This is a genomic window from Micromonospora halotolerans (genome assembly GCF_032108445.1).
Classification (GTDB): domain Bacteria; phylum Actinomycetota; class Actinomycetes; order Mycobacteriales; family Micromonosporaceae; genus Micromonospora; species Micromonospora halotolerans.
The window spans coordinates 4,800,039-4,825,183 of sequence record NZ_CP134876.1; the positions used below are offsets into that span (position 1 = coordinate 4,800,039).

At 69.1% G+C, this 25,145-nt stretch carries 23 protein-coding genes, 2 tRNA genes and 2 pseudogenes; 9 read left to right on the forward strand and 18 right to left on the reverse strand.

Going from position 1 to position 25,145, the window contains the following annotated elements:
• Positions 1 to 1,789 precede the first annotated feature (1,789 nt).
• A pseudogene (locus tag RMN56_RS32735) lies at positions 1,790 to 2,101 on the reverse strand (hypothetical protein); the annotation flags it as partial.
• A 94-nt stretch (positions 2,102 to 2,195) separates the two neighbouring features.
• Here RMN56_RS32735 and RMN56_RS22660 point away from each other — a divergent pair.
• Positions 2,196 to 2,279: transfer RNA gene (locus tag RMN56_RS22660), tRNA-Leu, on the forward strand.
• On the opposite strand, the gene RMN56_RS22665 is transcribed toward RMN56_RS22660, so the two are convergent.
• The 4 genes from RMN56_RS22665 to RMN56_RS22680 all read right to left on the reverse strand — a co-directional run bounded on the left by RMN56_RS22665 (position 2,261) and on the right by RMN56_RS22680 (position 5,648).
• Entirely contained in the window at positions 2,261 to 3,943 is a 1,683-nt protein-coding gene (locus tag RMN56_RS22665; protein WP_313719529.1) for a recombinase family protein, read from the reverse strand. The genes RMN56_RS22660 and RMN56_RS22665 overlap by 19 nt on opposite strands.
• Positions 3,940 to 4,212: a hypothetical protein gene (locus tag RMN56_RS22670; protein ID WP_313719530.1), complete on the reverse strand. Its 273-nt coding sequence runs from the start codon at positions 4,210 to 4,212 to the stop codon at positions 3,940 to 3,942. The genes RMN56_RS22665 and RMN56_RS22670 overlap by 4 nt, the downstream gene beginning before the upstream one ends.
• Positions 4,209 to 4,481 (reverse strand): hypothetical protein, encoded by a 273-nt coding sequence (locus RMN56_RS22675; RefSeq protein WP_313719531.1) that lies wholly within the window; start codon positions 4,479 to 4,481, stop codon positions 4,209 to 4,211. Before RMN56_RS22675 ends, RMN56_RS22670 begins: the two co-directional genes overlap by 4 nt.
• A 702-nt stretch (positions 4,482 to 5,183) precedes the next feature.
• Complete coding sequence (locus RMN56_RS22680) at positions 5,184 to 5,648, reverse strand: hypothetical protein (protein ID WP_313719532.1); 465 nt, start codon at positions 5,646 to 5,648, stop codon at positions 5,184 to 5,186.
• Between the two features lie 281 nt (positions 5,649 to 5,929).
• Here RMN56_RS22680 and RMN56_RS22685 point away from each other — a divergent pair, with 281 nt between their 5' ends.
• Complete coding sequence (locus RMN56_RS22685) at positions 5,930 to 6,847, forward strand: NADP-dependent oxidoreductase (protein ID WP_313719533.1); 918 nt, start codon at positions 5,930 to 5,932, stop codon at positions 6,845 to 6,847.
• Between the two features lie 471 nt (positions 6,848 to 7,318).
• Complete coding sequence (locus RMN56_RS22690) at positions 7,319 to 8,305, forward strand: IS481 family transposase (RefSeq protein ID WP_313719534.1); 987 nt, start codon at positions 7,319 to 7,321, stop codon at positions 8,303 to 8,305.
• Positions 8,306 to 8,428: 123 nt separating this feature from the next.
• On the opposite strand, the gene RMN56_RS22695 is transcribed toward RMN56_RS22690, so the two are convergent.
• From RMN56_RS22695 to RMN56_RS22705, 3 genes are all read right to left on the reverse strand, one after another.
• The gene (locus RMN56_RS22695) at positions 8,429 to 8,932 is read right to left on the reverse strand and encodes a DinB family protein (RefSeq protein WP_313719535.1); all 504 of its coding nucleotides are present in this window, start codon (positions 8,930 to 8,932) and stop codon (positions 8,429 to 8,431) included.
• A 134-nt stretch (positions 8,933 to 9,066) separates the two neighbouring features.
• Entirely contained in the window at positions 9,067 to 9,666 is a 600-nt protein-coding gene (locus RMN56_RS22700) for a DUF5134 domain-containing protein (protein WP_313719536.1), read from the reverse strand.
• A 43-nt stretch (positions 9,667 to 9,709) separates the two neighbouring features.
• A complete protein-coding gene (locus tag RMN56_RS22705) occupies positions 9,710 to 10,468 on the reverse strand; it encodes a DUF899 family protein (RefSeq protein ID WP_313719537.1) in 759 nt (252 codons plus the stop codon).
• A 129-nt stretch (positions 10,469 to 10,597) separates the two neighbouring features.
• Between RMN56_RS22705 and RMN56_RS22710 the strand changes: the two genes are divergently transcribed.
• From RMN56_RS22710 to RMN56_RS32740, 4 genes are all read left to right on the forward strand, one after another.
• On the forward strand, positions 10,598 to 11,326 hold the full coding sequence (locus tag RMN56_RS22710; protein ID WP_313719538.1) for a winged helix-turn-helix transcriptional regulator: 729 nt from the start codon (positions 10,598 to 10,600) through the stop codon (positions 11,324 to 11,326).
• Positions 11,327 to 11,552: 226 nt separating this feature from the next.
• Positions 11,553 to 12,092, forward strand: a complete 540-nt coding sequence (locus RMN56_RS22715) for a hypothetical protein (RefSeq protein ID WP_313719539.1) — start codon at positions 11,553 to 11,555, stop codon at positions 12,090 to 12,092.
• 1,059 nt (positions 12,093 to 13,151) lie between these two features.
• Positions 13,152 to 14,333 (forward strand): low temperature requirement protein A, encoded by a 1,182-nt coding sequence (locus RMN56_RS22720; RefSeq protein ID WP_313719540.1) that lies wholly within the window; start codon positions 13,152 to 13,154, stop codon positions 14,331 to 14,333.
• An 89-nt stretch (positions 14,334 to 14,422) separates the two neighbouring features.
• Entirely contained in the window at positions 14,423 to 14,650 is a 228-nt protein-coding gene (locus tag RMN56_RS32740) for an HD domain-containing protein (protein WP_376787222.1), read from the forward strand.
• A gap of 558 nt (positions 14,651 to 15,208) precedes the next feature.
• On the opposite strand, the gene RMN56_RS22725 is transcribed toward RMN56_RS32740, so the two are convergent.
• Positions 15,209 to 15,490 carry a transposase gene (locus RMN56_RS22725; RefSeq protein ID WP_313719541.1) on the reverse strand — a complete coding sequence of 94 codons (282 nt, stop codon included), beginning with the start codon at positions 15,488 to 15,490 and terminating at the stop codon, positions 15,209 to 15,211.
• A gap of 87 nt (positions 15,491 to 15,577) precedes the next feature.
• Positions 15,578 to 15,901, reverse strand: a complete 324-nt coding sequence (locus tag RMN56_RS22730) for an IS110 family transposase (RefSeq protein ID WP_313719542.1) — start codon at positions 15,899 to 15,901, stop codon at positions 15,578 to 15,580.
• Positions 15,902 to 15,920: 19 nt separating this feature from the next.
• On the opposite strand from RMN56_RS22730, the gene RMN56_RS22735 reads away from it, so the two are divergent.
• Positions 15,921 to 15,980 (forward strand) — tRNA-Val (locus tag RMN56_RS22735).
• A 150-nt stretch (positions 15,981 to 16,130) separates the two neighbouring features.
• Here RMN56_RS22735 and RMN56_RS22740 read toward each other — a convergent pair.
• From RMN56_RS22740 to pdxR, 7 genes are all read right to left on the reverse strand, one after another.
• The gene (locus RMN56_RS22740) at positions 16,131 to 16,988 is read right to left on the reverse strand and encodes a TIGR03620 family F420-dependent LLM class oxidoreductase (RefSeq protein ID WP_313719544.1); all 858 of its coding nucleotides are present in this window, start codon (positions 16,986 to 16,988) and stop codon (positions 16,131 to 16,133) included.
• A 74-nt stretch (positions 16,989 to 17,062) separates the two neighbouring features.
• Positions 17,063 to 17,812, reverse strand: a complete 750-nt coding sequence (locus RMN56_RS22745; RefSeq protein ID WP_313719545.1) for an SDR family oxidoreductase — start codon at positions 17,810 to 17,812, stop codon at positions 17,063 to 17,065.
• Between the two features lie 501 nt (positions 17,813 to 18,313).
• The gene (locus RMN56_RS22750; protein ID WP_313724838.1) at positions 18,314 to 18,856 is read right to left on the reverse strand and encodes a TetR/AcrR family transcriptional regulator; all 543 of its coding nucleotides are present in this window, start codon (positions 18,854 to 18,856) and stop codon (positions 18,314 to 18,316) included.
• Positions 18,834 to 19,640: an HAD family hydrolase gene (locus RMN56_RS22755; protein ID WP_313719546.1), complete on the reverse strand. Its 807-nt coding sequence runs from the start codon at positions 19,638 to 19,640 to the stop codon at positions 18,834 to 18,836. Before RMN56_RS22755 ends, RMN56_RS22750 begins: the two co-directional genes overlap by 23 nt.
• 37 nt (positions 19,641 to 19,677) lie before the next feature.
• Positions 19,678 to 20,934 carry an MFS transporter gene (locus RMN56_RS22760; protein WP_313719547.1) on the reverse strand — a complete coding sequence of 419 codons (1,257 nt, stop codon included), beginning with the start codon at positions 20,932 to 20,934 and terminating at the stop codon, positions 19,678 to 19,680.
• A 128-nt stretch (positions 20,935 to 21,062) separates the two neighbouring features.
• Positions 21,063 to 21,644 (reverse strand): SDR family oxidoreductase, encoded by a 582-nt coding sequence (locus tag RMN56_RS22765; RefSeq protein WP_313719548.1) that lies wholly within the window; start codon positions 21,642 to 21,644, stop codon positions 21,063 to 21,065.
• 429 nt (positions 21,645 to 22,073) lie between these two features.
• Positions 22,074 to 23,513: a MocR-like pyridoxine biosynthesis transcription factor PdxR gene (gene pdxR / locus RMN56_RS22770; protein WP_313719549.1), complete on the reverse strand. Its 1,440-nt coding sequence runs from the start codon at positions 23,511 to 23,513 to the stop codon at positions 22,074 to 22,076.
• 232 nt (positions 23,514 to 23,745) lie between these two features.
• On the opposite strand from pdxR, the pseudogene RMN56_RS22775 reads away from it, so the two are divergent.
• Positions 23,746 to 23,933, forward strand: a pseudogene (locus tag RMN56_RS22775) (transposase family protein); the annotation flags it as partial.
• Between the two features lie 81 nt (positions 23,934 to 24,014).
• On the opposite strand, the gene RMN56_RS22780 reads toward RMN56_RS22775, so the two are convergent.
• Entirely contained in the window at positions 24,015 to 25,034 is a 1,020-nt protein-coding gene (locus RMN56_RS22780) for an aldo/keto reductase (protein WP_313719550.1), read from the reverse strand.
• Positions 25,035 to 25,145: the final 111 nt, after the last annotated feature.

Genomic DNA, 25,145 nt, shown 5'->3' on the forward strand with positions numbered 1-25,145 from the left:
CCGGGGGCGCGCTGACGGGCAAGTTGCCTGCCGGGGGTGCGCTGACGGGCGGGCTGCTCACCGGAGTGTTCGCAGCAGGAGGCGAGGCGGCGGTCCGCTCGGCCTCCTCCCGGAGCAGCGGGCCGATCTGCTGCACCTGGATCGTCGGCTTGTCCCAACCCGGCGCCGGTGCTGCGGGCATGTCGGTCCGGTCGTCCCCGCCGGGCTCACCGCCCTTGGCGGCCGGCTGGCCGGGCGTCTGATGTGGCGGGACGGCCCTCTCCGGCGCGGCCGCCGGTATGGCCGTGGGTGGGGTCGAGGTGGGCGCCGGTCCCGGCGCGGCGGGTGCCGGTGGGGCGGAAACCGGGATGGGCGGAGGCGGAGGAAGCAGACCCGACGCGGGCGGGGCGGAGGTCGGAGCCGGGATCCTCGGAGCCGGCGGAACTGCCCCGGCGGGCGGGACCGGCGGTCCGGGCACGCCGGAGACCGGCGCGACCGGTGCCGGGCCGGGCGCCGGCGGCGTCGCGACCGGCCTGGCCGGTAGCGGAATCACCGGCGCCGGTGGCAACGGGACCGACGCCGGGACGGCCGGTGATGGGGCCGCCACCGGCGGGGTGGGCGGTGCCGACGCCGGCGCGGCCCGGAGCACGGAGCCGTACGTGGGCGCCGACGGCATCCCGGGCGCTGCCGGCCGCGGTGCGACCGGCGGGATCTGCGCGGGCGGCCCTGACACCGGTGGGGCGGGCGGTGCCGAGCTGGGCGTGTGTGGGAAGGGCGGAACCGGCCCCGGCGCCGGCGGGGCGGGCGGTGCCGAGCTGGGCGTGTGCGGGGTGGGCGGAACCGGCCCGGGCGGCGCGGAGTTGGGCGCGTGCGGTGCCAGGTGCGCGGCCGGCGGCACCGCCACCGGCGGTACCGGCGGTGCCGAGCCGGGCGCGTGCGGCGTGACGTACGGGCCGGCCGGAAGCGGATCCGGCGCCGGCGGGACGGAGACCGACGGTGGGACGACCGGGGGCCGAGGCGGCACCGGGGTGACCCCGGGCGCCGGCGGCACGGCAGCGACCGGCGGTGGCGGGACGGCCCGGGCCGCGCCGGCGACGGGCGGTGCGGGGAACCGCGCCGTCGCCTCCGTGGCCGCCCAGCCACTCGACGCGCCGCCGGCAGGTGCCCCCGGCCCGGAGGTTGGGATCGGGGGAGCGGACATCGGCGCGGGAATGACCGGGGGCGGCGGCAGCGGGGTCGAGGCGGCCGCGGTGCCGGGCGGCGCGGGCGGGATCGGCGGCGGTGGCGGCAGGTGCGTCGCCGGACCGGGGGCGGGAGGTGACCATGGTGCCGGCCCGACCGGCCCCGGCTGCGGCGCCCATTCGGCGCCGGGAACCGGCGGGACGGGACCGGGCGCGGCAGGAGCGCCGGGCCGGGGCGGGGCGGACTGCGGCGTGTACGGCTGGGGCATGGCCGGCAGCGACATGGTCGGCCCGGACAGCGCCCCCGGATCGGGCTGCGGGCCGGCAGCGGCGGCGGAGCCGCCGGGAGGCGGGCCGGGCGGGACGGGAGCGGCGGCGGAGCCGGCGAGGTACTGGTGGGCCGCGCGTACCGCGGGGTGGTCCGGACCGAGCACGGCGGGCCCGACGGTGGCCACGCGGGTGTAGTTGCGGCGGGCCTCGTGCCGGTTGCCGAGTTCCTCCGCCACCCCGGCGAGGTCGAAGCTGAGCGCGAGCATCAGCGGGTCGGCGTCGCCGCGGCGGCGCTCACCGGCCGCGTACGCCTCTTCGAGCACCCGTCGGGCGGCGGCCGGGTCGTCGGCCTCCCGGTGCAGGCGGGCCAGCAGGTGGCCGGTGGCCAGTACGTCGGGGTGGTCCTCCCCGTACGCCGGTCGGGCCGCCGCGATCGCGTCGGTGAGCAGGCGGCGGGCGGTCGCCAGGTCACCCGCGGAGCGCAACGCGAGGGCCTGGTGTTGAGCGGCGGTCAGGGGGGAGGGGTGGGACACGTGAGCAATGCTGCCCGGAATCGGCGGTTCCTCGCTACCCGGCCCCTCGGATCGGTACGGGGCGGCGGTGCCGACGGCCCGTGGTGGCGTCTTGACCTGCGGAAACCCCGGGGCGCGGCGGCGATGTGCATGATCCATCCGCGCCGTGTACAGTAATGCCCCGTGCGGCCCACCGGGGCGGCCGAACCGGTGAGAAGATCACCTCGGCCGACAGGGTAGGCTGGACGTGCAGGTCCGGGTGGCGGAATGGCAGACGCGCTAGCTTGAGGTGCTAGTGCCCGTATAGGGCGTGGGGGTTCAAGTCCCCCCTCGGACACGACCCATAGGCCCACGGTGCGCGCTGAGATCAGCTTCAGCGTGCACCGTTTGCGTTTGCGGGTGGTACGTCAGCCGCAGGCCGAGCTGGCGGTAGACCTCGGCCTTGTCGGCGGGGTCCGCATCGCGGAGCACGGTGACGATGTCCCCGAGGGCCAGGACCAGCGTGGCGATCTCTGCCTGGGTCATCCGGCGTGGTGCGGCGGAGTCCGGCGTGTGCAGATCGTTTTCGGCCCGTGTCCGTTCGGCCTGCGTCTGTGCTATCCAGCTGCTGACGACCGAGGGGTCGGCTCCGGCGTCGAGGGCTGCCCGGTAGCGCTCAAGTTTCGCGTCGCACTCGGCGATAGTCGCTCGAGCGGCGGCAATGGCTGGGGAGGGCTGGTTCCCCAGCTGGGCGTCTGCCATTGCGGTGATCGTCTTCTCGAGGTGGCGCGGCGTGAACGCGGTAGCGAGCCAGGTGTCGAGTGGGTCGGTGAGGGCGTCCTCGCGGAGGTAGACGTTGCGGGGATGCTCGACCTCGTTGGCGAGGGCGTATTCCTGGGGGGATCTGCAGCGGTAGTAGGGGTCGCCATGGTTGTACTGGCCTTGCATGCGCCGCTGGCAGGCAGCGCAGTAGATCAAGCCACGGAACACGTACGGGTTGCGGGCGCGACGTTGGCGTTGCGGGATGTCCAGGCCCCGCCGGTGCCGTTCTAGGAGCGCCTGAGCCTGTTCGAAGGTCGCATCATCGACGATAGGGGAGTGGGTGATCTCCTTGGAGACCACCCACTTGTCCCGCGGGTTCCAGCGCATGACTCCGGTATGACCGAGCGCGACGTCGTCCACGTCGAGGAGGACCTGGTCGGTGCGTTGCTTGTTCCAGACCTGCCGGCCTGTGTAGCGGGGGTTGGTGAGGATGACGCGGACGGCGCTCTTGGACCACGCGATGCCGCTGCGGTGGGGGTTGCGGGCACGGTCGTGTGCGGAGGGGCAGGGCACGTGGTTGCTGGTGAGTCCTTCGGCGATAGCGAAGAGGCCGCTGCCGGCGAGGAACTCGTGGAAAATCCGGCGGACGATCGGGGCGGTCTGCAGGTCTGGGGTGAGGCCGCGTAGGCGTTTGCCGTCGGCTGCTTTCGCCGGGTTGGGGTGCGGGCCGAGGTCCTGCAGTGTGTAGCCGTATGGGGGACGCCCGCCGAGATAGCGGCCTTCGAGCAGGGTCTGGGCGGCCATGGCGGTACGGACACGAAGCTCGATGCGGTTGCGTTCGCCCTTGCTCATGCCACCGAAGACGGACATGACGAGTTCGTGGGCTTCGTTGTCGGGGCCGATCGGGCCGCCGATCTCCGGCACCCAGAGTTCGACGCCGTAGTGCGTGAACAGCGGCACGGTGAGGCCGAACTGGTTGCCGTAAAACGCGCGGTGGGGTTCTCCGACGACGACAGCGGAGAACCCGCGTCTTGGGTCGCGAAGCGCGGCGAGAAGTCGGCTGGCGTGTGGGCGACGCTGCCACGGCAGCGAACGGCTCTGACCGATGTCGAAGTACTCGGCGGCGATATGGCCGCCGTGAGGCTGGATGAGGGTCGTCGCCCGAGTGAGTTGCCAGCTACGGGATGACTCGGGGTCCTGGTTGTCCTCGGTCGACACGCGGCCGTAAAAGGCGAATGGTTTCGGTTGAGGGGTGGTCATACATTCTCCTGGTTCGGCTTGTCTGTGCGTCGCTCGTTCACACGTCTGAGCAGCTTCAGTAGGGCGGCGGCCGCCCCGGGGTGCAGCTCGGGTGGCTGGCCGGGAGCGGCAACGCTGGTGACCCAGGTCGTTTTGCCGCGGTCGGCGTTGTCCAGCGTCCATGAACCGTTGTCTTCGCCGGGCGGGTCAAGTCGCTTGTCTGGTACCGCGGCCGTTGCCCGGTCGATCTCCTTGCGTTGCCGATGTGGGTGAGCGGGCGGCAGGGTCATGAGCCTCCGTCCGGTGGTTGGTCCGGCCGCGACGTGCGCCGGTCGGCGTGCATCGTTCGCTCTTTGGCTTCCCCTACCAGCATCGGAGACGGGGCGGAGTTGACGGCGACGCCAACATCGGCGTCGCCGGCGAAAGAGGTGATGGGGTGGTAGTTCGATGGCTCCTGGACTTTGGCGGATGGGTGGGTTGCCATGGAGAGGTCCTCCGACAGGTGGTCGGATGCCGATTGGCCGGTGGGCAAGAAGAAGCGGCCGGTGCCGTCGGGCACCGGCCGCTCGTCGAGCAGGGTGTTACATCTCTGCAGTCGTGATGTCGCTTGACAGCGTGGGGGAAAGCGAGTGCTGCTGATGGCGGGGTTTGCGGGCCGCGCGCCAATGGGCTAGCAGTACTTGGAGAGCACTCTGTTCACACGGAGTGCTCTGCGGTTTTGCGCAGCAGTCGACCGCTCTCTATCTTCCCTGGCAAGGGAGTATGGGCAGGCCAAGGTGGTAAGGGGCTGCTGGATGGCCTGGCCTTGCAAGTGGGAGCAGATTGGGTGCAGCTTGGCGAAGTGGTCACCGTGCCCGAAGTGCTCACCGGGCCCGGAACGAGCAGAGGGCTTTGACCTGCGGTGATGCGGTCGAGCGGTCCAGCGTGACCTCCCGGAGACACCGAAGTGGTCAAGGTTCGCTGCTGCCGGTCTCGCTAGTGCCGGCTGTCGGCCGGGGGCGCTCGTTGACGCCGCTCGCGAGGTCGTGCTGCATCGACCTACGGCTCTGGCATCCGCCGTGGTGGCGCCGGTATACATCCCGGGGGCTGAGACACGAATCCCACCGGCAACCTCCTGGCCAGGGATTCCTGTCCGGTGACCTCTTCGGCGCGCCCGAAGGCGTCGGCATGTGTTGCCCGCGGTGTTCTGCGGGGCATTGTCGATCATGGGGGTGGTGGTAAACCCGTCGAAGGGGGGCCGCTGTCCACGGTGACCCGGTGTTCAGAAGTTGTAGAGGGTGTAGTTGTAGGGGCGGCCTCGGTCGTAGATGGCGCGTAACCGTGGTTGCTTGACCTGGGGCAGTCGGGCGAGAACGTTGAGGAAGATCTCACCGTTCGGCTCGAATCGGTGATTCGGGAGCAGTGCCGGCAGGGCGTCCGGCGGGATTGGGATGGACCGTCCAACCGGCTTCGGGGCTCGGTGGAACGCGAGGTGTCGCCAGGTGTCCCAGGCCAGCGGGACTGGCATCATCGGCGGGGTTACCGGCCAGAGTTCACCGGTTTGCGGGTGTTCCGGGATGAGGGCGAGGTCGCCGTCGGTGTGCGGAGTGCCGGGCCCGGCTAGGACCAGGGTGCGTTCCTGCCCCGTACTGCCCGCCCCGACGAGGCGGTCGAGAGTTGGTCGGAAGACCTCGCGACCTGGTGATCGGGGATCGCCAACAGGATCGCCGCCCGAGGCGGCCAGCATGTGTGCCAGTGCCGAGGCTGCGGTGGCCTTCGATATCGGGTGCCAGCATCGCCAGCGCGTTGGTTACGCCGAGGTAGGCCAGTCGAAGCAGCACGACCAGTCATCCTCGCCCAGTGGTTTCAGCGATTCAACCAGCCTGGGCACGTTGATGAGGGCACGATCTTTGTCGTCGTGGTCAAACCGGCCGTGACCAGGGCGGATGTCATTGTCGGCGCCTGCAGGGCTAGCAGGCCCAAAAGGGCGGCGCACAGAGCCGACGAGCACGAGATAGGGAGGCACCCATGAAGGCAATCGTCGCGATGGATCAGGCCGCGGCAGCAGCCGGGATCACACTCGCGGAGCGGCCTGAGCCGACGCCGGCGATCAACGACGTCGTCGTTGAAGTCCACGCGTCGGGCTTCGTCCCCGCGGAGTGGGAGTGGCCCTCGACGTGGGTCGATCGCTCCGGTCACGATCGCGCCCAGGCGATCATCGGCCACGAGTTCGCCGGAGTGGTCTCCTCCCTCGGCTACGGCACGACGGGACTCTCGTTGGGACAGCGGGTGTTCGGGATCACGGACTGGCACCGCGATGGAACGCTGGCTGAGTACGCGGCCGTGGAGGCACGCAACCTTGCGCCGCTGCCGGGGAACGTCGACTTCACGGTGGGTGCGAGTCTGCCGATCTCCGGCCTGACCGCGTGGCAGGGCCTGTTCCAGCACGGTCGTCTTCAGGCGGGGCAGAGCGTCCTCGCACACGGCGCCGCCGGCGCTGTCGGGTCAGTGGTGACGCAGCTCGCCCGGGAGTTCGGCGCCTACGTCATCGGTACCGGTCGGGCGGCGGACCGCCAGGCGGCGCTGGACTTCGGCGCGAACGCCTTCCTCGACCTCGACCATGAGGATCTCGACGACATCGGCGGGGTCGACCTGGTCTTCGATGTCATCGGCGGTGATATCCAAGGGCGCTCGGCGAGCATCATCCGGCCTGGCGGGACGCTGGTGTCGGTGGTCGGACCTGTTGAGGCTCGCCCTGTCGACGGCTTGGCGGTCGACTTCGTCGTCGAGTCCGTTCCGAGTCAGCTGGTGGAGATCGTCGACCGGGTGCGAGACGGGCGCCTTCGCACGCACATCGGAACAGTCGCGACTCTCGACGACGCCATCCCCGCGCTCAACCCGACCGAGCGGCGCAAAGGCAAGACCGTCATTCGCGTGCGCCCCTGAGCGCCCTGGAATAGGCCAACAGCGCCGTCATGCTGACGCCCCACTGACGAGATCGGCACCCGACCCGACGCCGACGACGTCAGTGGGGCCGCTCAGTGCGCCCGCCACAGCCACGGCCGCGCACGGCCACCGCTCCACCTGCGGCTCCGGCGGGCCCATCCGAGAAGATCCTGGACACCTCGTTCGAGTATCAGATCAGCTCCTACTACTGCGGCCCGGCCGCGGTGCACAACGCCCTGACTGCCGGCGGCATCGACGCAGGTCCTGAGACGCGACATCGCCGGCAGCCGGCTGTCCGACTCCGGTTGATGGTTGACACGGCCTCGGTTGACGCTTGACATGATCGCTCCGGCGTCGCATCTAGCTGTTCTGTCCATGGACGTTGGTGACAGGGCTGGGATCTTGAAATAGGTGAGGACCTCCGGGTGAGGTGGAGCTTGTCGAAGGTTCCGCACCACCCGGGAGGTCCTCGTGCCACACGCTAATGCACCCATGACAGAGCGCGGGAGGCTGCGCCTTGCCCGCTGTGTGGTCGATGACGGTTGGCCGCTGCGGCGGGCGGCTGAGCGGTTCCAGGTCAGCCCGACCACGGCGAAGCGATGGGCTGACCGGTATCGCGTCGAGGGGCCGGTCGGGATGGTGGACCGGTCGAGCCGTCCGCACCGGTCACCGCGGCGTACGCCGGCGCCGGTGGAGCGCAAGGTGCTGCACCTGCGGGCGAAGCGGCGGTGGGGACCGGCCCGCATCGGCGGCCGGCTCGGTGTGGCGGCCTCGACGTGCCACGCGGTGCTGCGCCGGGCCGGGGTGGCCCGGTTGGCGCACCTGGACCGGGCCACCGGACGGCCGGTGCGCCGCTACGAGCACGCCGCGCCCGGCGACCTGGTCCACGTCGACGTCAAGAAGCTGGGCAACATCCCCGACGGCGGCGGATGGCGCATCCACGGCCGCGCCCGCGGCGACCGCAACGGCCGGGCCAGCACGACAGCCCGCCGCAACGGCCACCCGGTCATCGGCTACGCCTACCTGCACACCGCCATCGACGACCACTCCCGGCTGGCCTACACCGAGATCCTCCACGACGAACGCAAAGAAACCGCCGCCGCCTTCTGGCAGCGCGCGCACACCTGGTTCGGTTCGCACGGCATCACCGTCCGACGCGTGATCACCGACAACGGCTCCTGTTACAAGTCCTTCCTCTGGCGCGACACGCTCCACGAGCTCGGCATCAGCATGAAGAAGACCCGCCCGTTCCGACCCCAGACCAACGGCAAGGTCGAACGCTTCCACCGCACCCTCACCGACGAATGGGCCTACGCCAGGCCGTACTCCTCAGAGACCGCCCGCCGGGCCGCCTTGCCCGGCTGGCTACACGCCTACAACAATCACCGCGCTCACACCGCACTCGGCGGCCAACCGCCCGCCAGCCGCGTCCCCAACCTCACTGGGCAGAACATCTAGCGCGCGACTCGCGGCAGATCCGGTTGGCCGTCAGAGTGGTCGCCAGGTCTGACATGGGGGACCGGATTGGCGCAACCAGGGTTCGGCCGCACGGGAGTCGAAATGCGGTGCCAGGCCTACTGGTCAGGTGTTCACCAGCCACTGTTGCCCGTCGATGAGCTCGCGAACCGCGTCGAGGTGTCCGGCGTGGCAGGCGGTCTCGGTGATCACATGGAGCAGGACATCCCGAACATTGTGCAGGCGCCACTCACCCTCGGGAAAGGGCCACCAGACCAGGTCAGCATCGGCAGATGAGGCGGCGATGACGGCATCCGCCAAGGAAGCCTCATGGCGATAGCAGTCAAGGACATCGCCGGCGGGTAGTCCCGGGGCTACCTGCCATGGGCTGTCTTGGCTGCCGACCATGTCGATGACCTCCGGGTCGCCGGCCACAACAGCGCGGAAATACAAACGCTCCACCGACAGCGTGAGGTGCTGCAGCATCCCCAGGCAGCTCCACCCAGAGGGCAGCACGGGGCGCCGCAGCGCCTCATCGCTCAGTCCTTCCACGGCACCCAGCACGTGGTTTCGCTGCCTCTGGAGGCACTGCATCAACGCGGTGATCTCGGCGTCGACTGCCACCGTCATTTCTGAACCTCCCTAACACGACACTTCTTCGCAGGGCTGAATGTAACCTTGCGGATACGCCCGATCTTGGCATGTTCCTGTTGATCTCAACCGAAGTTCACCCGGCGACGAGCATCCCGCCTGGCGCCCATCGTTTACGCCATCGCGAGCAGGGCGATGCCCATACCCGCGCTCATCACGCCGTGGCACAGTGCCGACCAGTCCAGCGGACACCCCGCCGCGTCCGTCGTCGCCGTGGACAGTCCACCGATGCGCATCCCGCGGGCAACCCACCAGAATGCGGCGAGTACCAGGTACCCCCCGAGCAGCGCAGCGACCCATCCGGCACACCCGACCGGCGCATGACCCATCCCGGCCATGTCCATGCCGCCGTGACCGCCGGCGGAGGCGTGCCCCGGTATCGAGGCACCCATCCACACCATGGTCCCTGTCGCGGTGGCGAAGAAAACCGGGACCGCACGACGTCGCGCCGTCCACACCGCCCGCACCACGAACCACCCCGTCGACATCATGAAAACGACAAACCAGGCAGCTGCCGGGACCGCCGCGCCCCACCGCCAGATCATCACGATCATCGATAAGCCCATGACCAGGTGCAACATCTCGGAGAATCGATCCTCCGCCACCGGACAGAGCCACGCAGCGGGTGGGCGAAGGCACCGGAGCAGGTGAAAGGCGGCCGCCCCTCCGAACGCCACCGTCAGCAGCCATCGGAGAGGGCCAATGTCGATCATCGGCCCCACGAACGGTGGCGGGGCCTCCGGCAGGCGTCGAACCTCAGTGGCAGCAATGGTGCTCGCTGCCGGTGGGCGCGGTGGCGCCCAGGTCGTCGTCACGGCCGGCGGCGAGGCGCGACCACTGCGAGGTTGGCCGCCCGTCGAGCCGGAACTGGTCGCCGTCGGTCCGGAAGCGCTGGGGCCAGCCTTCCGGCGAGTTCTCCCAGTCCTCTTGGCGGCCGTAGACGGTCATGTCGAGCAGGCCGTACGAGGGTGCCATCGCCTCGCAGCCGCGTCCGGTGGTCCAGTAGGTCTCGAACACGCGGTCGCCTTGGCGTAGGTAGCACGCCTTCATGCCGAACGCGCGCCCGGCGACGAGCGGGTCGAGCGACTGCGCGGGCACGGAGTACCAGGGCGCCTGCCAGCCCATGAAGTCGCGGTAGCGCGACGACTCCTCGAACGGCCCCTGGCAGAAGACCGCGAACGTGACGTCACGCGAGTGCAGGTAGGCCAGCTCGAGCACCTGGCCGGTGAAGAACGTACAGCCCTCGCACTGGTCGGCGGCCGGCCTGCCCGTGTGCCACATGTGGTACGACGCCACCAACTGGGTCCTGCCCTCGAAGACGTCGAGCAGGGGCACCGGGCCGTCGGCACCGACCAGATGGGTGGTCGGGTCGACCTCGACCATCGGCAGCCGCCGGCGGGTCGCGGCGATGGCGTCGCCCTCGCGGGTGTGCGCCTTCTCGCGGAGCCGGAGCTCGTCGAGTTGCTTCTGCCAGGTCTCGCGGTCGGTGAGCGGGGGTGTCGCTGGCGTGGTCATGGGTTCCTCCTCGGATTCGGCCGCTATGAGGCTAATAGTGACTGCTAGGATCAAGCAAGTATGATTCTTGGACTCGCCAGTGTGACGAACGGGCGGCGCGGTTCCGGACAAGGCGTAGGGAGGTTTTCGGTGCCGACTCAGCGGGGTTATCGGCAGGCGTGCGGCGTCGCTCGCGGCCTCGACATCGTGGGGGAGCGGTGGTCGCTGCTCGTGGTGCGCGAGCTGCTGCTCGGGCCGAAGCGGTTCATCGACCTCCAGCAGGCGCTCCCGACCGCCAGCCCGAACGCACTGTCCGACCGCCTGCGCGAGCTGGCCAACGCAGGCGTCCTACGCCGTCGGCAGCTGGCACCGCCGGCCAATGTGCGGGTCTACGAGCTGACCACGTGGGGTCGCGGCCTCGAGCCGATCGTGGTCGCGCTTGGCACCTGGGCGCTGGCCGCCCCGCCGACCGCGGAACAGCTCTTCGTGAGCGCGGACAGCGCAATGCTGACCATCCGCACCTACTTCGTGCCGACGCCGGAGCAGCCCGAGGTGACGCAACGGATCGAACTACGCGACCACGGTCCTGCCGGGGTGTTCGGTGTCCGCCTCACGTCGGCCGGCGCCGAGGTCACCCACGAGCCGCCCGAAGAGCCGCACGCCGTCCTGATCACCACGACGGATGCCCTCCTCGCCGCCTTCGGCAGCGACGACCTCGCCGGGCTCGTAGCTGCCGGCGCCGCCATCATCGGTGATCCCGAGGTCGTACGCCGTCTCGTCACGGGCGTGCGAGTCCCGGGCGCCGCAGGTCAAAGCTCAAACGGCACCCCCGGGCCAAGGGGGCGGGAGGATAGCCGCCAGAGGCTGCCCGAAAGGTGACCTAATGCCCCGGCAGATCCGGCCCGCCCTGTTTGGTCGACACTCCGGCCCGGCGTCGACCAAGGTCACGTACACGCATCTGGCCGCGATCCGCGTGGGGCGGTGCTCAGCGCCCGGGCTAGCAGGTCGGGAAGAAACGAAGCTGATTGGCAGGGACACGGCTGGCATGATCATGCGACGCGGACGGCGACCGGCCCGGACGCCGCGGTTACCGAAGGTGATGCCAGTGGGACTCTTCAAACGGCGACCGTCGACTCCCGTCGGGCGGCTCATGGCCGCCGCCGGGCTGCCCATTGCGGGTGGCGCGATCCCGGTGCGGGACGTCGTCATGGACGTGGTCCGACGTAGGAGCGGGCGCGTCACGGCAACCCTTGCCGTCGTCGAGGAGTTGCTGGTTGAGGAGGGCGACGCCTCGCGTATTGCGTTGGACTTTCTCGAGGATCTTCAGAACGCGGCGTCGCACGGGACGGAGGGACTGTTCACCACGGAGGAGCTGCTGCCGTTGCGCGGACCCCGGACCGTCGAGGGCTGGGAGACGGTGGACCGCTTCTGGGCCGCTGTCGTCGCCTGGTGCGACGAGAGCGGGGTGGAGCTGGAGTCGAGTGAGTCGCTCCGCGTCGTCGAGCATCCGGAACTGCGGTCGATCATGTGGCCGTCGTGCCGCAGCCTCGCTGACGGGCGACGGGTAGGTCTCAGAGAGGCGGTGCTGTACGAGAAGGCGGTTGGTGCGCCGATGACCAGCTTTCGTCGCCACCCGACGGCATAACCAGCACCACCGCGGCCGGAACTGGTGCCCCCAGCGGGTCGCCGGAAATCGGGGGAGCACGATGGGAGCAGCCGGGCGCACTGAACGGCGTTGAACTGCATCCAACGGCACTGAACGGCGCTCAACTGCACCCACCACGACCTGCGGGTTCTCGTTTTCGCAGGTCAGAGCGGGCGGAGCGCCCTGCTTCACACGGAGTGCTCAGCGGTTTTGCGCAGCAGTCGACAGCAATCTATGTTGCCTGGCAGGGAAGTATGCGCAGGTCATGGCGGTAAGGGGCCGCTGGATGGCCTGGCCTTGCAAGTGGGAGCAGATTGGGTGCAGGTTGGCGAAGTGGTCACCGCGTCCGAAGTGCTCACGGACACCGGACAGCGGGAGGGGCTTTGACCTGCGGTGATGCGGTCCGGCGGTCTGGCGTGACCTCCCAGAGAACACCGAAGTGGTCAAGCTGCAGGCCCTATGGATCCGACCGCCTCGCCGGTTAGAGCCGGCCGCCGGAACGGAGCAGTGTCGGAAGGAGGTGATCGATATCCTTCTCTGCGTGTCGCCGTTCAGGCGGCAGCACCTGTCCTAATGCCTGGAACATCAATCTCACCGGCAATGCATTGACCAGGGCTCTCTGCTTGGTGACCTCTTCGGCGTGCCCGAAAGCGTCAGCACCGGTGGCTCCGCTTCGCAGGCCGACGACGTCCGCTCATGGCCGCATTCCGCGCGCCGACTGTGGCGGATCAGCTGGCAGAGCTGCGTCGCACATCAGTTGTCGGATCACACGCCGGCATCGCCGGCAGCCGGCGCGGCAGCTGGCTGTCGGGTCTCAGGACCTGCGTGATGGATCGGTATCAGGACCTGATCAACAGTCCGACGCCTGTAACACCGGCCCGACGCCTGGGCCAGGTCGACGAGCTGGTCCGAACCGGCGGCGACGGATAGCAGGAGCTGACCGGACTTACCATCGCCCGCCCGTGTAACGCGGTCACGGTCGCAGATCCGTGTTCACCAGCCCTGCCACATGGTACGAATGCCTCAACGCGGGCGCAAAGCCACAGGACGGGCGAGCCGATGACGACGAGTAGGGCAGGCGAGCTGCTGCGGAAACCCGGGGATCCGCAACGGGCAACGTTCCTGGAACTGTTCTTCGACCTGGCGTTTGTCTACGTGCTCACCCAGCTCTCGCGCGTGCTCAGCCAGGATCTCACGTGGCGCGGCGCCTTCCACACGTTGGTATTGCTGCTGGCGGTGTGGTGGGTTTGGTGCCTCACGGCGACGGTCCCCGACAGGTTCAACCCGCAGCGGCCGCCGATACAGCTGCTGGTCATCGCGACTCTGGTCGGCAGCCTGGTGATGGCTGTCGCGCTTCCGGCGGCGTTCGGCGCGCAGGGCCTGGTCTTCGCGGGCGCGTACCTCGCCATTCAGATCGGTCGCAGCCTCGTCCTTCTGATCGCCCTGCGGGGCCACGAACTGCAGCGAGGCGCCGGACGGGTGCTTATCTGGTTTTGCGTATCCGCCGTGCCGTGGATCGCGGGGGCGCTCGTGCACGGCGCCGCCCGTGAGGCACTGTGGGCGCTGGCGGTAGCCGTGGACTACTCGGCAGGCAAACTCCGTTACCCCACGCCAGGCCTGGGCCGCTCGCCCGCGTCAGAGTTGCCGAGCGTGGCCGAGCACCTGGCCGAACGCCATCGGCAGTTCTTCATCATCGCGCTCGGCGAGTTGATCCTGGTCTCCGCTTCGACCTTCGGCGGCGACGGCTTCGCGCCCGACCGGACCGCGGCGTTCGTGGTGTCGATCGCCACCACGGTGCTGCTCTGGCGCATCTACATCTACCGCGCTGGGGAGTTGTCGGCCGCAGCCATCTCGGCATCCCATGACCCGGCCCGCCTTGGCCTATCGGCGTTCTACGCCCACCTGGTCATGGTGGCCGGCATCGTCGTCACCGCCGTCGGCGCCGAACTCGTCATCGCCCATCCAACCGGGCACACTCAACCGGCCTGGATCGCCGTCATCCTCGGCGGACCTGCGCTGTTCCTGGCCGGGCGTGCCCGCTTCGAGTACGCGATCTTCGCCCGGGTGTCCCGGGATCGACCGATCGGGCTGCTCGCGTTGGCCGCCCTAACACCGATAATGCTCCTCGTACCGCCGCTCATGGCCGCCCTCGCCGCCACCGCAGTCCTAGCCGGGATCGCCATCTCCGACGCCGCACGCGCGAGAGGACGCCCACCCGAGCCGCCATCACCACCCGGCTAGCCGGAAGTGTCACGCACGCCAGGAAACCGATTCGCCCACAGCCCGGGTTGGGGAGACTGATAGACCACTGGCGGCGTTATTGTCTGTGCATGTCGCTGGTTTCGTGGGCCTATGAGGTCTCCCGCCAAAACCTGTCGGGCACCTTGCCTCGCCGCTGGGCTCATGTGCGGGGCGTTGCCCGGAAAGCGCGCACCCTCACCGCGGCTGCTGGTGATGATGCTCCTCTGCTAGAGGCCGCCGCGATCCTTCATGATGTCGGGTACGCGCCTCACCTGGCCAGACGGGATTCCATCCGCTTGACGGCGCTGTCTATCTGAAGGGTGTAGACGCGCCGGATCGACTCGTTCATCTCGTCGCGCACCACTCCTGCGCGGTTAGGGAGGCACGTCTCCGGGGCTTGGAAGGGCAGCTGGCTGAATTTCGGGACGAAGAAGGTTCAGTGAGAGATGCCTTGTGGATGTGTGACCTCACCACGACGCCTGACGGAGAGCCTACGGCTTTTGCGAGCCGGGTTGCCGAGATCAAGGAACGCTACGGCCCGGATGACTTGGTTACCGCCTTCATTGACAGCGCCCAGCAGGATCTAGCCGATGCGATTGCCCGGACGAAAAGCCGACTTCGTGAGTTTGCGAGCTAACCGATGTAGGGTGCGTCGTTCTCCAAGCCGTGCTTGATTCGTAGAAGCATCGAAGGATGAATCGGAAGCGTCTGGATGCTCTCTGGTTCGACCCACCTTACCTCTGATAACTCGCTGCTAGTTCGCATCGTGCCGCCGACGATGCGTGCGCGGAGACAGATCGAAAACTCCTGCCGAATCTCGCCATTGTCGTAGGCGATCACGTGAGCAGGATCCGAGTAGATGCCAGAGATTCCGGTTAGCTCGACGTGGAGGCCCGTGCGGCCTTCTTCGCGTCGAAGTAGGCGCGGCCTTCGGTCCGATTGCGCAGCTGGACCACGGCCATGATGTGCAGTGTGTGGTTGATCCGGCGGTTGCCGGCGCGGGAGAGCCGGTGACGCTTCTGGTCGCCGGAGGAGGCGTCCAGGGGTGCGGTGCCGTTCCAAGAGGCGAATCGGTCGCGGTCGGCGAAGCGGCTGATGTCTGCGACATCGGCCAATAGGCGAGCTGCGCCTGAGGGGCCGATACCGTGCAGCCGCATCAGGGTGGAGCCGGGGGGCGGCCACCAACTCCTTGAGGTCCTTCTCCGCGACCTTGATCTTCTTGTCGATCCCCTCGAGTTCACTGATCAGCCGACGGCGAGGCGGCGTCTGGCCTTGCCGACGATGTCGCGGGGTTTGACCGTCGCGATCAACGCGCGGGCCTGTAGCGCGGACAGGAACCTCTTCGCCCCGCCGGGCAACAGTTCCAGCATCAACCGGTGCAGCCGGTTGCTGGTCTGGGTGCGGGCGCGGCCGAGCTCATCACGCCGGTCGGCGAGCATGCCCATCACCTGCAGGTCCGCGTCGAGCTGAACCTGCACCAGATTCGGGCTGCGTAGCGCCACCATCGCCACCGAGTGCGCATCCACCGGGTCGGTCTTGCGGCCGTTGCCGGTGGCGAACACCCGCACCCGCCACCAAGCCCCCGGTAGCTCAGCGGGAGAGCACCGTCTCGACAAGGCGGGGTCGCTGGTTCGACACCAGCACGGTGCAGCAGACCCGCGCGTGAAGCGCGGTGCCTACCGCCGCCGGCTACGACCTGGATGTCGCGGACTGCGACGACGAAGCGGGCAAGTGCGCGTCCTTGGTCGCGCCGATCTCCCCGACCGGTAATGCGCTCCGGGTGACGGGGTGCTGTGCTCAGGCGGTGAGTACGGCCAGCTCGCGCCATTGGGGCAGCGGCATTCCCGGACCGGCACTCACGATGTGGAGGCAGACGTGGTCGGCTCCGGCTTGGTGGTGGGCGCGGAGGCGTGTGCCGATGGCCTCGACGTCGCCCCAGGCTACGACGCTGTCGATGAGCCGGTCGCTGCCTCCGGCGGCGAGGTCTTGCTCGGTGAAGCCTTGGCGGAGCAGGCTTCGCGCGTAGTGGTCCATGCCGAGGAACACGCCGAGGAAGTCGCGGGCTGCGGCGCGGGCCTTTGCCGGGTCGCGTTCCAGCACGACGGCCTGGTAGGGCGCGACCAGCGGGCCGTCGCCCAGCTGCTGGCGTGCGGCGGCGGTGTAGTCCGGGGTGACCATGAACGGGTGGACACCGGCGGTGCGTTGTCCGGCGAGTTCGGTCATCTTGGGGCCGAGTGCCGCCATGAGCCGCTCCGTCGGGAGCGTCGGTGTCGGGGCCTGGTCGAGGTCGTCGAGGTAGCGGCCCATGTCGGCCAAGGGCCGGTATGGGCGTCCCGCGGCCTGCGCGGCGGCGGGGTCGCTGACGCCCAGGCCGAGCATGTGCCGCCGGCCGTAGGTGTCTTGCAGGCGTGCGTGTCCGGCGGCCATTTCGTCGGCGGGGTGTCGCCAGATGCTGGCGACGCCGATGGCGACGTTGAGGCGGTGGGTGGCGCGTAGCAGTCGTTCGGAGTCGGCGATGATGTCGCCTCCGCCCAGGCCGGGGATCCACAGGGTGCCCCAGCCGAGGTCGTCGAGTTCGGCGGCGGCGTCGGCGATCTCGTGCGGATCGGCCATGCGCAACTCGATACTCCAGATACCGGTCGATCCCAGCTGCATCTCGGGTGTCCTCTCGATGTGGGGTGTCGCAGGGGGTGCGGAGACGGGGACCGGGCCCCGTCTCCGCACAGCGGTCAGATCTGGTTGCGGCCGCCGTCGACGAACAGTTCGATGCCGGTGATGAAGCTGCTCTGGTCGGAGGCGAGGAACAGGGCGGCGCTGGCGACCTCGTCGGGGCGGCCGATGCGGCCCATCGGAATGGTGCTGGCCATGTAGGACTTGAGCTGGTCGGCCTGTTCCTGGCTGGGCACCAGGCCGTCGATGCCGGGGGTGTCGATGGTGCCGGGGCTGATCGCGTTGACCCGGATCGAGCGGCCCTTCAGCTCCGCGGCCCAGGTACGGGCGAACGACCGCACCGCCGCCTTGGACGCGGCGTACACACCGAAGGCCTCGTTGCCGAGGGTCGCGGCGTTGGACGACTGCAGAATGACCGACGCGCCGTCGTTGAGCAGCGGCAGCGCCTTCTGCACGGTGAACAGCACGCCCTTGGTGTTACCGCCGAACGTCTCGTCGAAGTGCTTCTCGGTTACCTGCTCCAGGGTGGAGAATTCCCCGCCACCGGCGTTGGCGTACAGCACATCGATACGCCGGTTGTCGTTGGTTACGGTGGCGTAGAGGCGGTCCAGGTCGGAGAGGTTGGCCACGTCACCGCGTACACCGGTCGCGCCGTGGCCGATCGTGGCGACGGCGGCATCGAGGACGTCCTGGCGGCGGCCGGTGATGTAGACGTGTGCGCCCTCGGCAGCGAACCGCTGCGCGGTTGCCAGGCCGATGCCGGTGGTGCCGCCGGTCACGACCGCGGTCTTGCCGTCAAGCTGACCCATGATGATGCTCCTTTGTCCGATATGCGGCGAATGAGCCGCGACTGGTCGCGATCTGTCGCCTGCCACGCCGCGTTCCGCTAGTTTTGTAGTGTTCACTAAAAAACTAGCTCGGTCGGGTACGCGCGTCAAGGGATGGGGGTGTGACCTGCGTCTGACGAACGGTGCCATCTGGCCGACGCCCTCGGCCCGCCAGGGCTGCGGCTCGTGCCGGCCGGGCGAGCGTGCCGGCCGGGCTACCGGTTACTTCCGTCCAGTCCGGACGACCCCGGTCTGTAGATGCTGGTCGTCGCTGCCGCAGACATACCCGAACACCTTGTAGCCGTCGAACGGCACGGCCGGATCGGTGACGCCGTCGTAGGCCGGACGCTGCGCGCGGGGCGGGTGCCGGCCACGCAGAGCCGGCCGGGTCGGCCCGACGACATCGACCACACCGGCGGGATGTCCGCGTCAGGCGGACAGCCAGCGGCAACGGCGTAGGAGGTCGGGGTCGGTGATGCCTGATCAGGCGGCCGGCTGCTGCGGCCAGACGGTCATGGCCAGGTCCACGATCCCGTGCAGCTGCTCCCGGGTCGCCCCGCTCGCTGCCTGGACAGCGATTCCTTGATAGATGGCGGTGAAGTAGCGCGCAAGCCCGTCAGGATCGGCGCCCGCCGGGATCTCCCCGTTGGCGCGGGCGCGCTGCAACCGCTCACGCAGAGCCGCCTCACCGGCCGCCCGCCGCGTCGTCAACTCGTCACGCGCCGTCTCCGCCCCCGGCGAACACGCCAACCCACCCTGCACCGTGATGCACCCGCGCGGATGCCCCGGATCAGTCGTCGCATCCGCGGCGCCATGCAACAGCGCCCCCACTGCCGCCCGCGCCGTCGGCTGATCGAACGCCTCCCGGATATACCGGGCAGGCCCATCCGCATAACGGTCTAGCACCTTTACGAACAACTGCTCTTTGCTCCCGAACGCGTTGTACAGACTGGGCGCGTTGTTGATCCCCATCGCCTTGGTCAGGTCAGAGATCGCCGTGCCCTCATAGCCCTGGCGCCAGAACACCTCCAACGCCCGATCGAGAGCCACGTCGCTGTCGAAGGAGCGTGGTCGTCCGCCTGCCATGATCGCCTCCGATGCCGCTCCGTATTTTAGTCATTACTAAAATACAACGGCGACGGCGATCTGCCGACGACCACAGCGACTCCTCGATCACACATCGCCGCACCGGCCCGGCCGGGCCGGCACGTTCCCTCCGCCTTGTCCACGACGGCGGGTGGGCGGCCGTCTCGGAGAGCGGTCGCACGTCGCCGACGATGGGCTTGAGCTCTCCGGGGCCTGGGAGGGCGACTGCCCGGCGCCGAGGGCGGTCGCCTTGAGCAGTTTGCGACGAGAAAGGTCGTGCATGCTCCGCATCCTCTCGATCGGGCTGCGCCAGCTTTCGATTAAGTGGGCTCTTGCGTTCGAGCGGACGCGCCAACCGACGGTATTGGGGGAGGGTTTTGCCGGGTTGTGAGCCGTTGGCGCAGAACCCGGTCGGGTGGATGCCCGCGCCGGACTCCACCCATTCCCGCCGGTAGCCCCTCGGCGCACCCGGGTCGCGGTGCAGGATGACCGCACCGTTGAAACAGACCAGGAACCGCGGCGCGATGCCGAGCTGATCGAGTACCGGGATGGTGATCGCGGAGGAGCGGCCAGTGGTGAGCACCACGTGATGACCGGCCGTGGGGAGCCGGCGTACCTGCTTGATCACCGCGCCGCTGATCGAGCCGTCCTTGCGGCGCGTGGTTCCGTCGAGGTCCAGGGCGACGATCCACGAGGCAGCTTCGGGTAGGTCCGTGCGGTTCACTTCCCAGTTCCTTCGTCGGTTGCCTACGTCGCGTCGGTCAGGCACGGGTACGCCGCGTGATGCGGATCTGGGCGGCGAGGCTGATGAGCGTGAGGAGGACGGTCAGCGCGGTGTAGCAGACGACGGCCGGCACCTCGCCGAGCGGGCCGGTGAGCTGCCCCTCGACGACGATGGGTAGGCCGAAGGCGACGTAGGAGACGACGTAGATCCCGCCGACGACTCCCGCGCGCTGGTGTGCGGCCGCGAGCGGGAAGATGAGGCGCAGCGCGGCGGTGAAGGACGCGCCGAAACCGACGCCGGCGATGGCCTGCCCGATGATCATGACGGCCAGGCTCCCGGCGAACACCCCGCCGATGATGCCGACGGCCCCGACGAGGGACGCGTGGATCCCGACGGTCATCGCGCGCCGCGGGTCGATGCGGGCGAAGGTCAGTCCGACGACGGCCGACACCGCCGGCGCGATGAACCCGGCCACGCCATTGAGCAGGCCGCTGTCGAGGTGGAAGACGCTGCGGACCATGCTCGGGGCCAGCCCGCCGGAGAGACCTGCGAGCATCCAGACCGCAGCGACTACCGGTGCTGCGGCGGCGAACTCCGTCCGGGCAGCGGGCGGGATCGCGACGCGTGGAATCCTCGAGCGGAGCGCGCCCGAGGTGCGGGGCATGGTCTCCGGAGACAGGGCGATGACGACGGCCCCGAGGACCGTGAGGGCGATGAGGACGACGAAGACGACGGTGTTCGCCGTGGACGTGAGCCGGATGGCGAGACCGGCCAGCAGAGAGCCGGCACCCAGCCCGCCGGTCAGGCCGACACTGCCGAGGATGGTGCCCAGTCTCTTCTTGTTCGGCGGGGCGAGCTCGACGAGCGCCGCGGTGAAGGCGGCCGTCGCCGCGCCGCTGGCGACACCCTGCACGATGCGCCCGGCGATCACCCAGCCCACATCGGGTGCGACGAGGAACAGGACGTTCGACGCGAGCTGGATCACCAGCGCGCCGATTAGCACCGGTCGCCGTCCGACATGGTCGGACAGCGACCCCAGCGTCAGGACGGCGGCGAGGAAGCCGACAGCGTAGACCGCGAACGCCAGCGTGAGCAGTGACGGTGCGAAGTTCCACTGCTGGCGATAGAGCACCAGCAGGGGCGTCAGCACACCCGCCGCGAGATACAGGCTGGTGAACGCCAGCGCCGCGCCCGTCAACGCCAGTCCGGCGGGGAGAGTGCGCCGCCGGCGGGTCGCGGGCGCGTCGATGGTTCCCGGAATCGAGGACATGACAGCTCCCTGGGGCGGCCGCACGCAGCGATGCGCCGGCCGAAAGAGTCGGTGAACGTGGAAAGGGGAATCCGCCGCCGGGCCGGACCGGCGTCGGCCGGGATCTGGTCCACGGCCGAGTTCGGTGCGGCTCGGCGGCCGGATCGTGATCGCTAGTCAGTGATGACGACGACGCCCGACAGCGCATCCAGCAGCTCCACCGTGCGTTCGGCAGCCCGATCGATCTGGACCCGGGGCTCGGCGGGGATCTGCTGTTCGTTGTAGGTGCCGGGCCCGTAGAACTGCCCATAGCTCAGCACCACGCCACCCTCGGCGAGAACGGCGCGTTCCAACTCGGCGACGGCCCGGGCATCGGGTCCGTCCGGCAACTGCCAGGCGACGGTCTGGGCCAGGATCTTCGGTGATCCGCTCTGGCGTGCCGCGTCGATCAGGTTCTGGTTGCCCTCGGTCCGGATGCGCGCGTTCAGCTCCGCATGATCACCAATCTTCTCCACCTCATCGGGCAGATCGGTGAGCTCGTTCAGGATGACCTCCGGTTCGAATTCTCGAACCGCCTTGATCAGGGCGTCCCGGTCGAAGACGTCACACAGGATCGGCTCGGCGCCGAGCTGCGCCAGCAGCTCGGTCTTGTCGGACGATCGCGTCATGCCACCGACCACGTGCCCCGCCTGCACCAGCCGGGGGATCAGCCGCCGTCCGATCACGCCGGACGCACCGGCGAGAAATACCCGCATCATTTCTCCCAATTTTCATAGTTCGGTTAGGTCTGGCTCTGCTGTCGCCGCCGAACGGCGCCCGGACAGCGGCAGATCTCGTCCGCTCCACGCATGCGTACTTTGGCGGCCGTATCCGTTTCGCGAGCGCTTGGTCCTGCGGTCACGGCGGCAAAGTTACGCGCCGAGTGGCGCTGTGATCTGGTCCAGTTACTCGACGGATTCATGGGCCAATTCGGCAAGGAATCTGGCTCACCATGAGAGCTACCCGTAGAGAAACCCAGGGTGCGCCGACTGGGCGGCGGGCGGTCGGCTGACCTGCCGCTCACAGCACCGACCCACGGGAGGTCCAACGCCTGCCGCCAACCGGTCGGAAGGTCAGGCAGCTAAGAATCACCTAGCACAACCTCGCCAGGCCCGGCGACACGGCAAGCCTCTGACCGGGCTGGCCTACGGCATGACCTCGCACAGGGCGTCCAACGCTCCCGCCCACGCGCTGTCCGAGGGAGCCGCGTAGTTGACCACCAGCCCGTCCGGCTCGGCCGACCGCCAGCCGGCATCGGCCAGCTCGTGACGGAAATCGGCCATCGGGGCCACCGCCAGGCCCCGGCGGGCCGCCGCCTGGACGACCGCGTTCTCGGTGCCGGGCGGGAGCTCGAGGACCACCTGCAGCCCGGCGGCCATCCCGGTCACGCGGACGGCGGGCGCACGCCGGGCCAGCGCGGCGACCAGCTCGTCCCGGCGGCGCCGGTAGCGCACGCGCATCGTGCGTACCTGACGGTCGTACGCCCCCGAGGCGATGAACTCGGCGAGCGTCAGCTGTTCCAGCGCGCTCGACATGTAGTCGATGTCTCCCTTGGCCGCCACGACCTCCGGGACCAGCTCCTTCGGCAGCACCATCCAACCGAGCCGCAGTCCGGGCGCCAGTGACTTGCTCGCCGTGCCGAAGTACACCACCCGCTCCGGGTCGAGGCCCTGCAGCGCGCCCACCGGCTGGCGGTCGTATCTGAACTCCCCGTCGTAGTCGTCCTCCAGGATCAGCCCGCCGGTGGCGCGGGCCCAGTCCACTGCCGCCGTGCGCCGCTGCGGGGTCAACGCGAACCCCGTCGGGTACTGATGCGCCGGTGTCAACAGCGCCGCGCCCACCGCGCTCAACCCCGTCAGATCATCGGTGCGCGCGCCGTGTTCGTCGACATAGACGGGCGGAATGCGCAGGCCAGCGCTGGTCAGCAGATCGCGATAGACGTCGAGGCCGTACGACTCGACAGCCAGCGCCGCGACCTGCCGCGCCCGCAGGACCTGCGCCATCAGGGTCAGACCGTGGCGGAAACCGGCACAGATCACGATCCGGTCCGGTCCGGCGTGCACCCCGCGAGCCCGCGCCAGATAGTCGGCGAGGGCGGTACGTAGCTCCACCCGGCCGAGAGCGTCGCCGTAGCCGAAGGCATCGTTCGGGGCCGCCGTCAGCGCCCGGCGAGCGGCTTTGAGCCACTGCGTGCGGGGAAACTCCGCGAGGGTTGGCGCACCAGGCAGCAGGCCGTACGTGGGACGGCGTTGGGCGGGCCTTGCGCGAACGGCGGCGGGCGCCGCGCTGCGTGGTTCAGCCCGCTTGGCCACCCGCGTTCCGGAGCCCTGTCGGGCGGTGAGCCAGCCTTCGGCGATCAGTTCGGCGTAGGTGTCGGCAACGGTATTGCGGGCGACGCCGAGATCGGCGGCGAGTGAACGGGACGACGGCAGCCGGGTGCCGGGCACCAGACGTCCGCTGCGGATGGCCTCCCGCAGGGCGTCCGTAAGCCCGGCCCGCAGCCCGGGGCCGATCAGGTCCAGATGCAGGTCGGCGCCGAACACCGAAGGTGGGACGTCCCCCGAACTGGTCCGCGAATCTGTCACGGAAGTGGACCGTATCCCAGTACCACCGGCCGCGTAGCGTTGCCGGCACGATCAACGACGGCACGGAGCGTCTCCTACGCTCCGAGGCCCTGCTGACCCTCCGGGCGCGGCGAAGGTGACCGCCTCGGCCTTCCACGCCCTGCACCAGAACCGCACCAGCGGCGACCCACTCGTCCTGCCGGACCGTGGGACGCCGCCAGCGCGCGCCAGTCAACGGAGTACCCAACTGCCCCTGTCATCACGGCAGAAGGCCGTCAACCGCGGCGACGCCAAGGTCCGCGCGCTCGGCGAACGCGCCATCGCCCTACTCAAGACCTGGAAAATCCTGGCCAAGCTGCGCTGCTGCCCCGCCACGCGACCACCATCCCGCAGGTCATCCTCGTCCTACACGCCACCGAAACGAACCGCTACCCACGATGAAAGAGGCTCCATGATCGGCGTGGAGGCGTTTCCACATAACCCCGTAGACAGACGGGTCAGCCCTGCACTCGGCCGGTGGCGTCAGCGACGGCGGCGGCGGTTGTGCTTGTCCCCGAGAGTGGAGGGCAGGAAGAGGACGTCCTTCTGGTTGAGGTTGACCCCCGGCGGAACTATCTCGTCGATCCGGTCCAGCACGTCGTCGCTGAGTTCGACATCCGCGCCGGACAGCAGATCGGTGAGCTGCGCGGGAGTGCGTGGACCGATGAGAACCGAGGTGATGGCCGGGTGGGACAGAACAAAGGCGATGGCCAGATGGGACATCTTCAACCCCGCTTCGGCCGCGAGTTCGGTGAGCTCACCGACAGCCGCCGCCTTCGCCTGGTTTCCCGGTTCCGTTTGGTCGAAAAGCCGTGTGGCAGGTCCCGCGTTACGGTGACCCGCCGTTGGGTCGGCCCGGCCGGAGAGCCAGCCAGAGCCGAGTGGGCCGAAGGTCAGCACGCCCATGCCGTACCGCTGGGCGGTTGGCAGTGTCGTGGCCTCGATGCCGCGCAGCAGGATGTTGTACGGCGGCTGCTCGGACCGGAAGCGTTGGTGGTTGCGCCGCTCGGCGACCCACTGCGCTTCGACTATCTGCTCCGGGTGGAACAGTGACGAGCCGATCGCGCGTACTTTGCCGGCCCGGATCAGATCCGAGAGCGCCGAAAGTGTCTCATCGGGGTCCGTGTCCGGATCCCACCGGTGCATTTGGTAAAGGTCGATGTAGTCGGTGCCGAGACGACGCAGGCTGTCCTCCACCGCCCGCATGATCCACCTGCGGGATCCGCCCCGTTGGTTGTCGTCCGATCCCATCGGCAACGAGAACTTGGTAGCGAGGACGACCTCGTCACGCCGCCCCTTCAGCGCTTTGCCGACGATTTCCTCGCTCTCGCCGTCGGAGTAGACGTCCGCGGTGTCGACGAAGTTGATGCCCGCGTCCAGCGCGGTGTGGATCATGCCCACCGATTCGTCGTGATCGGTGTTGCCCATCGCGCCGAGCATCATGGTGCCGAGCGCGAACTCGCTCACCGACATGCCTGTACCACCGAGGATTCTGCGTTTCATGGTGTGCTCTCCACTGTTCTGATGGCCTCGGCTAGTCAAGCACTGAAGCGATCCAATATCCCGGAATGCGGGAGGTACCATCAGACCCCCTCACTACGGGTTCCGGGGGTG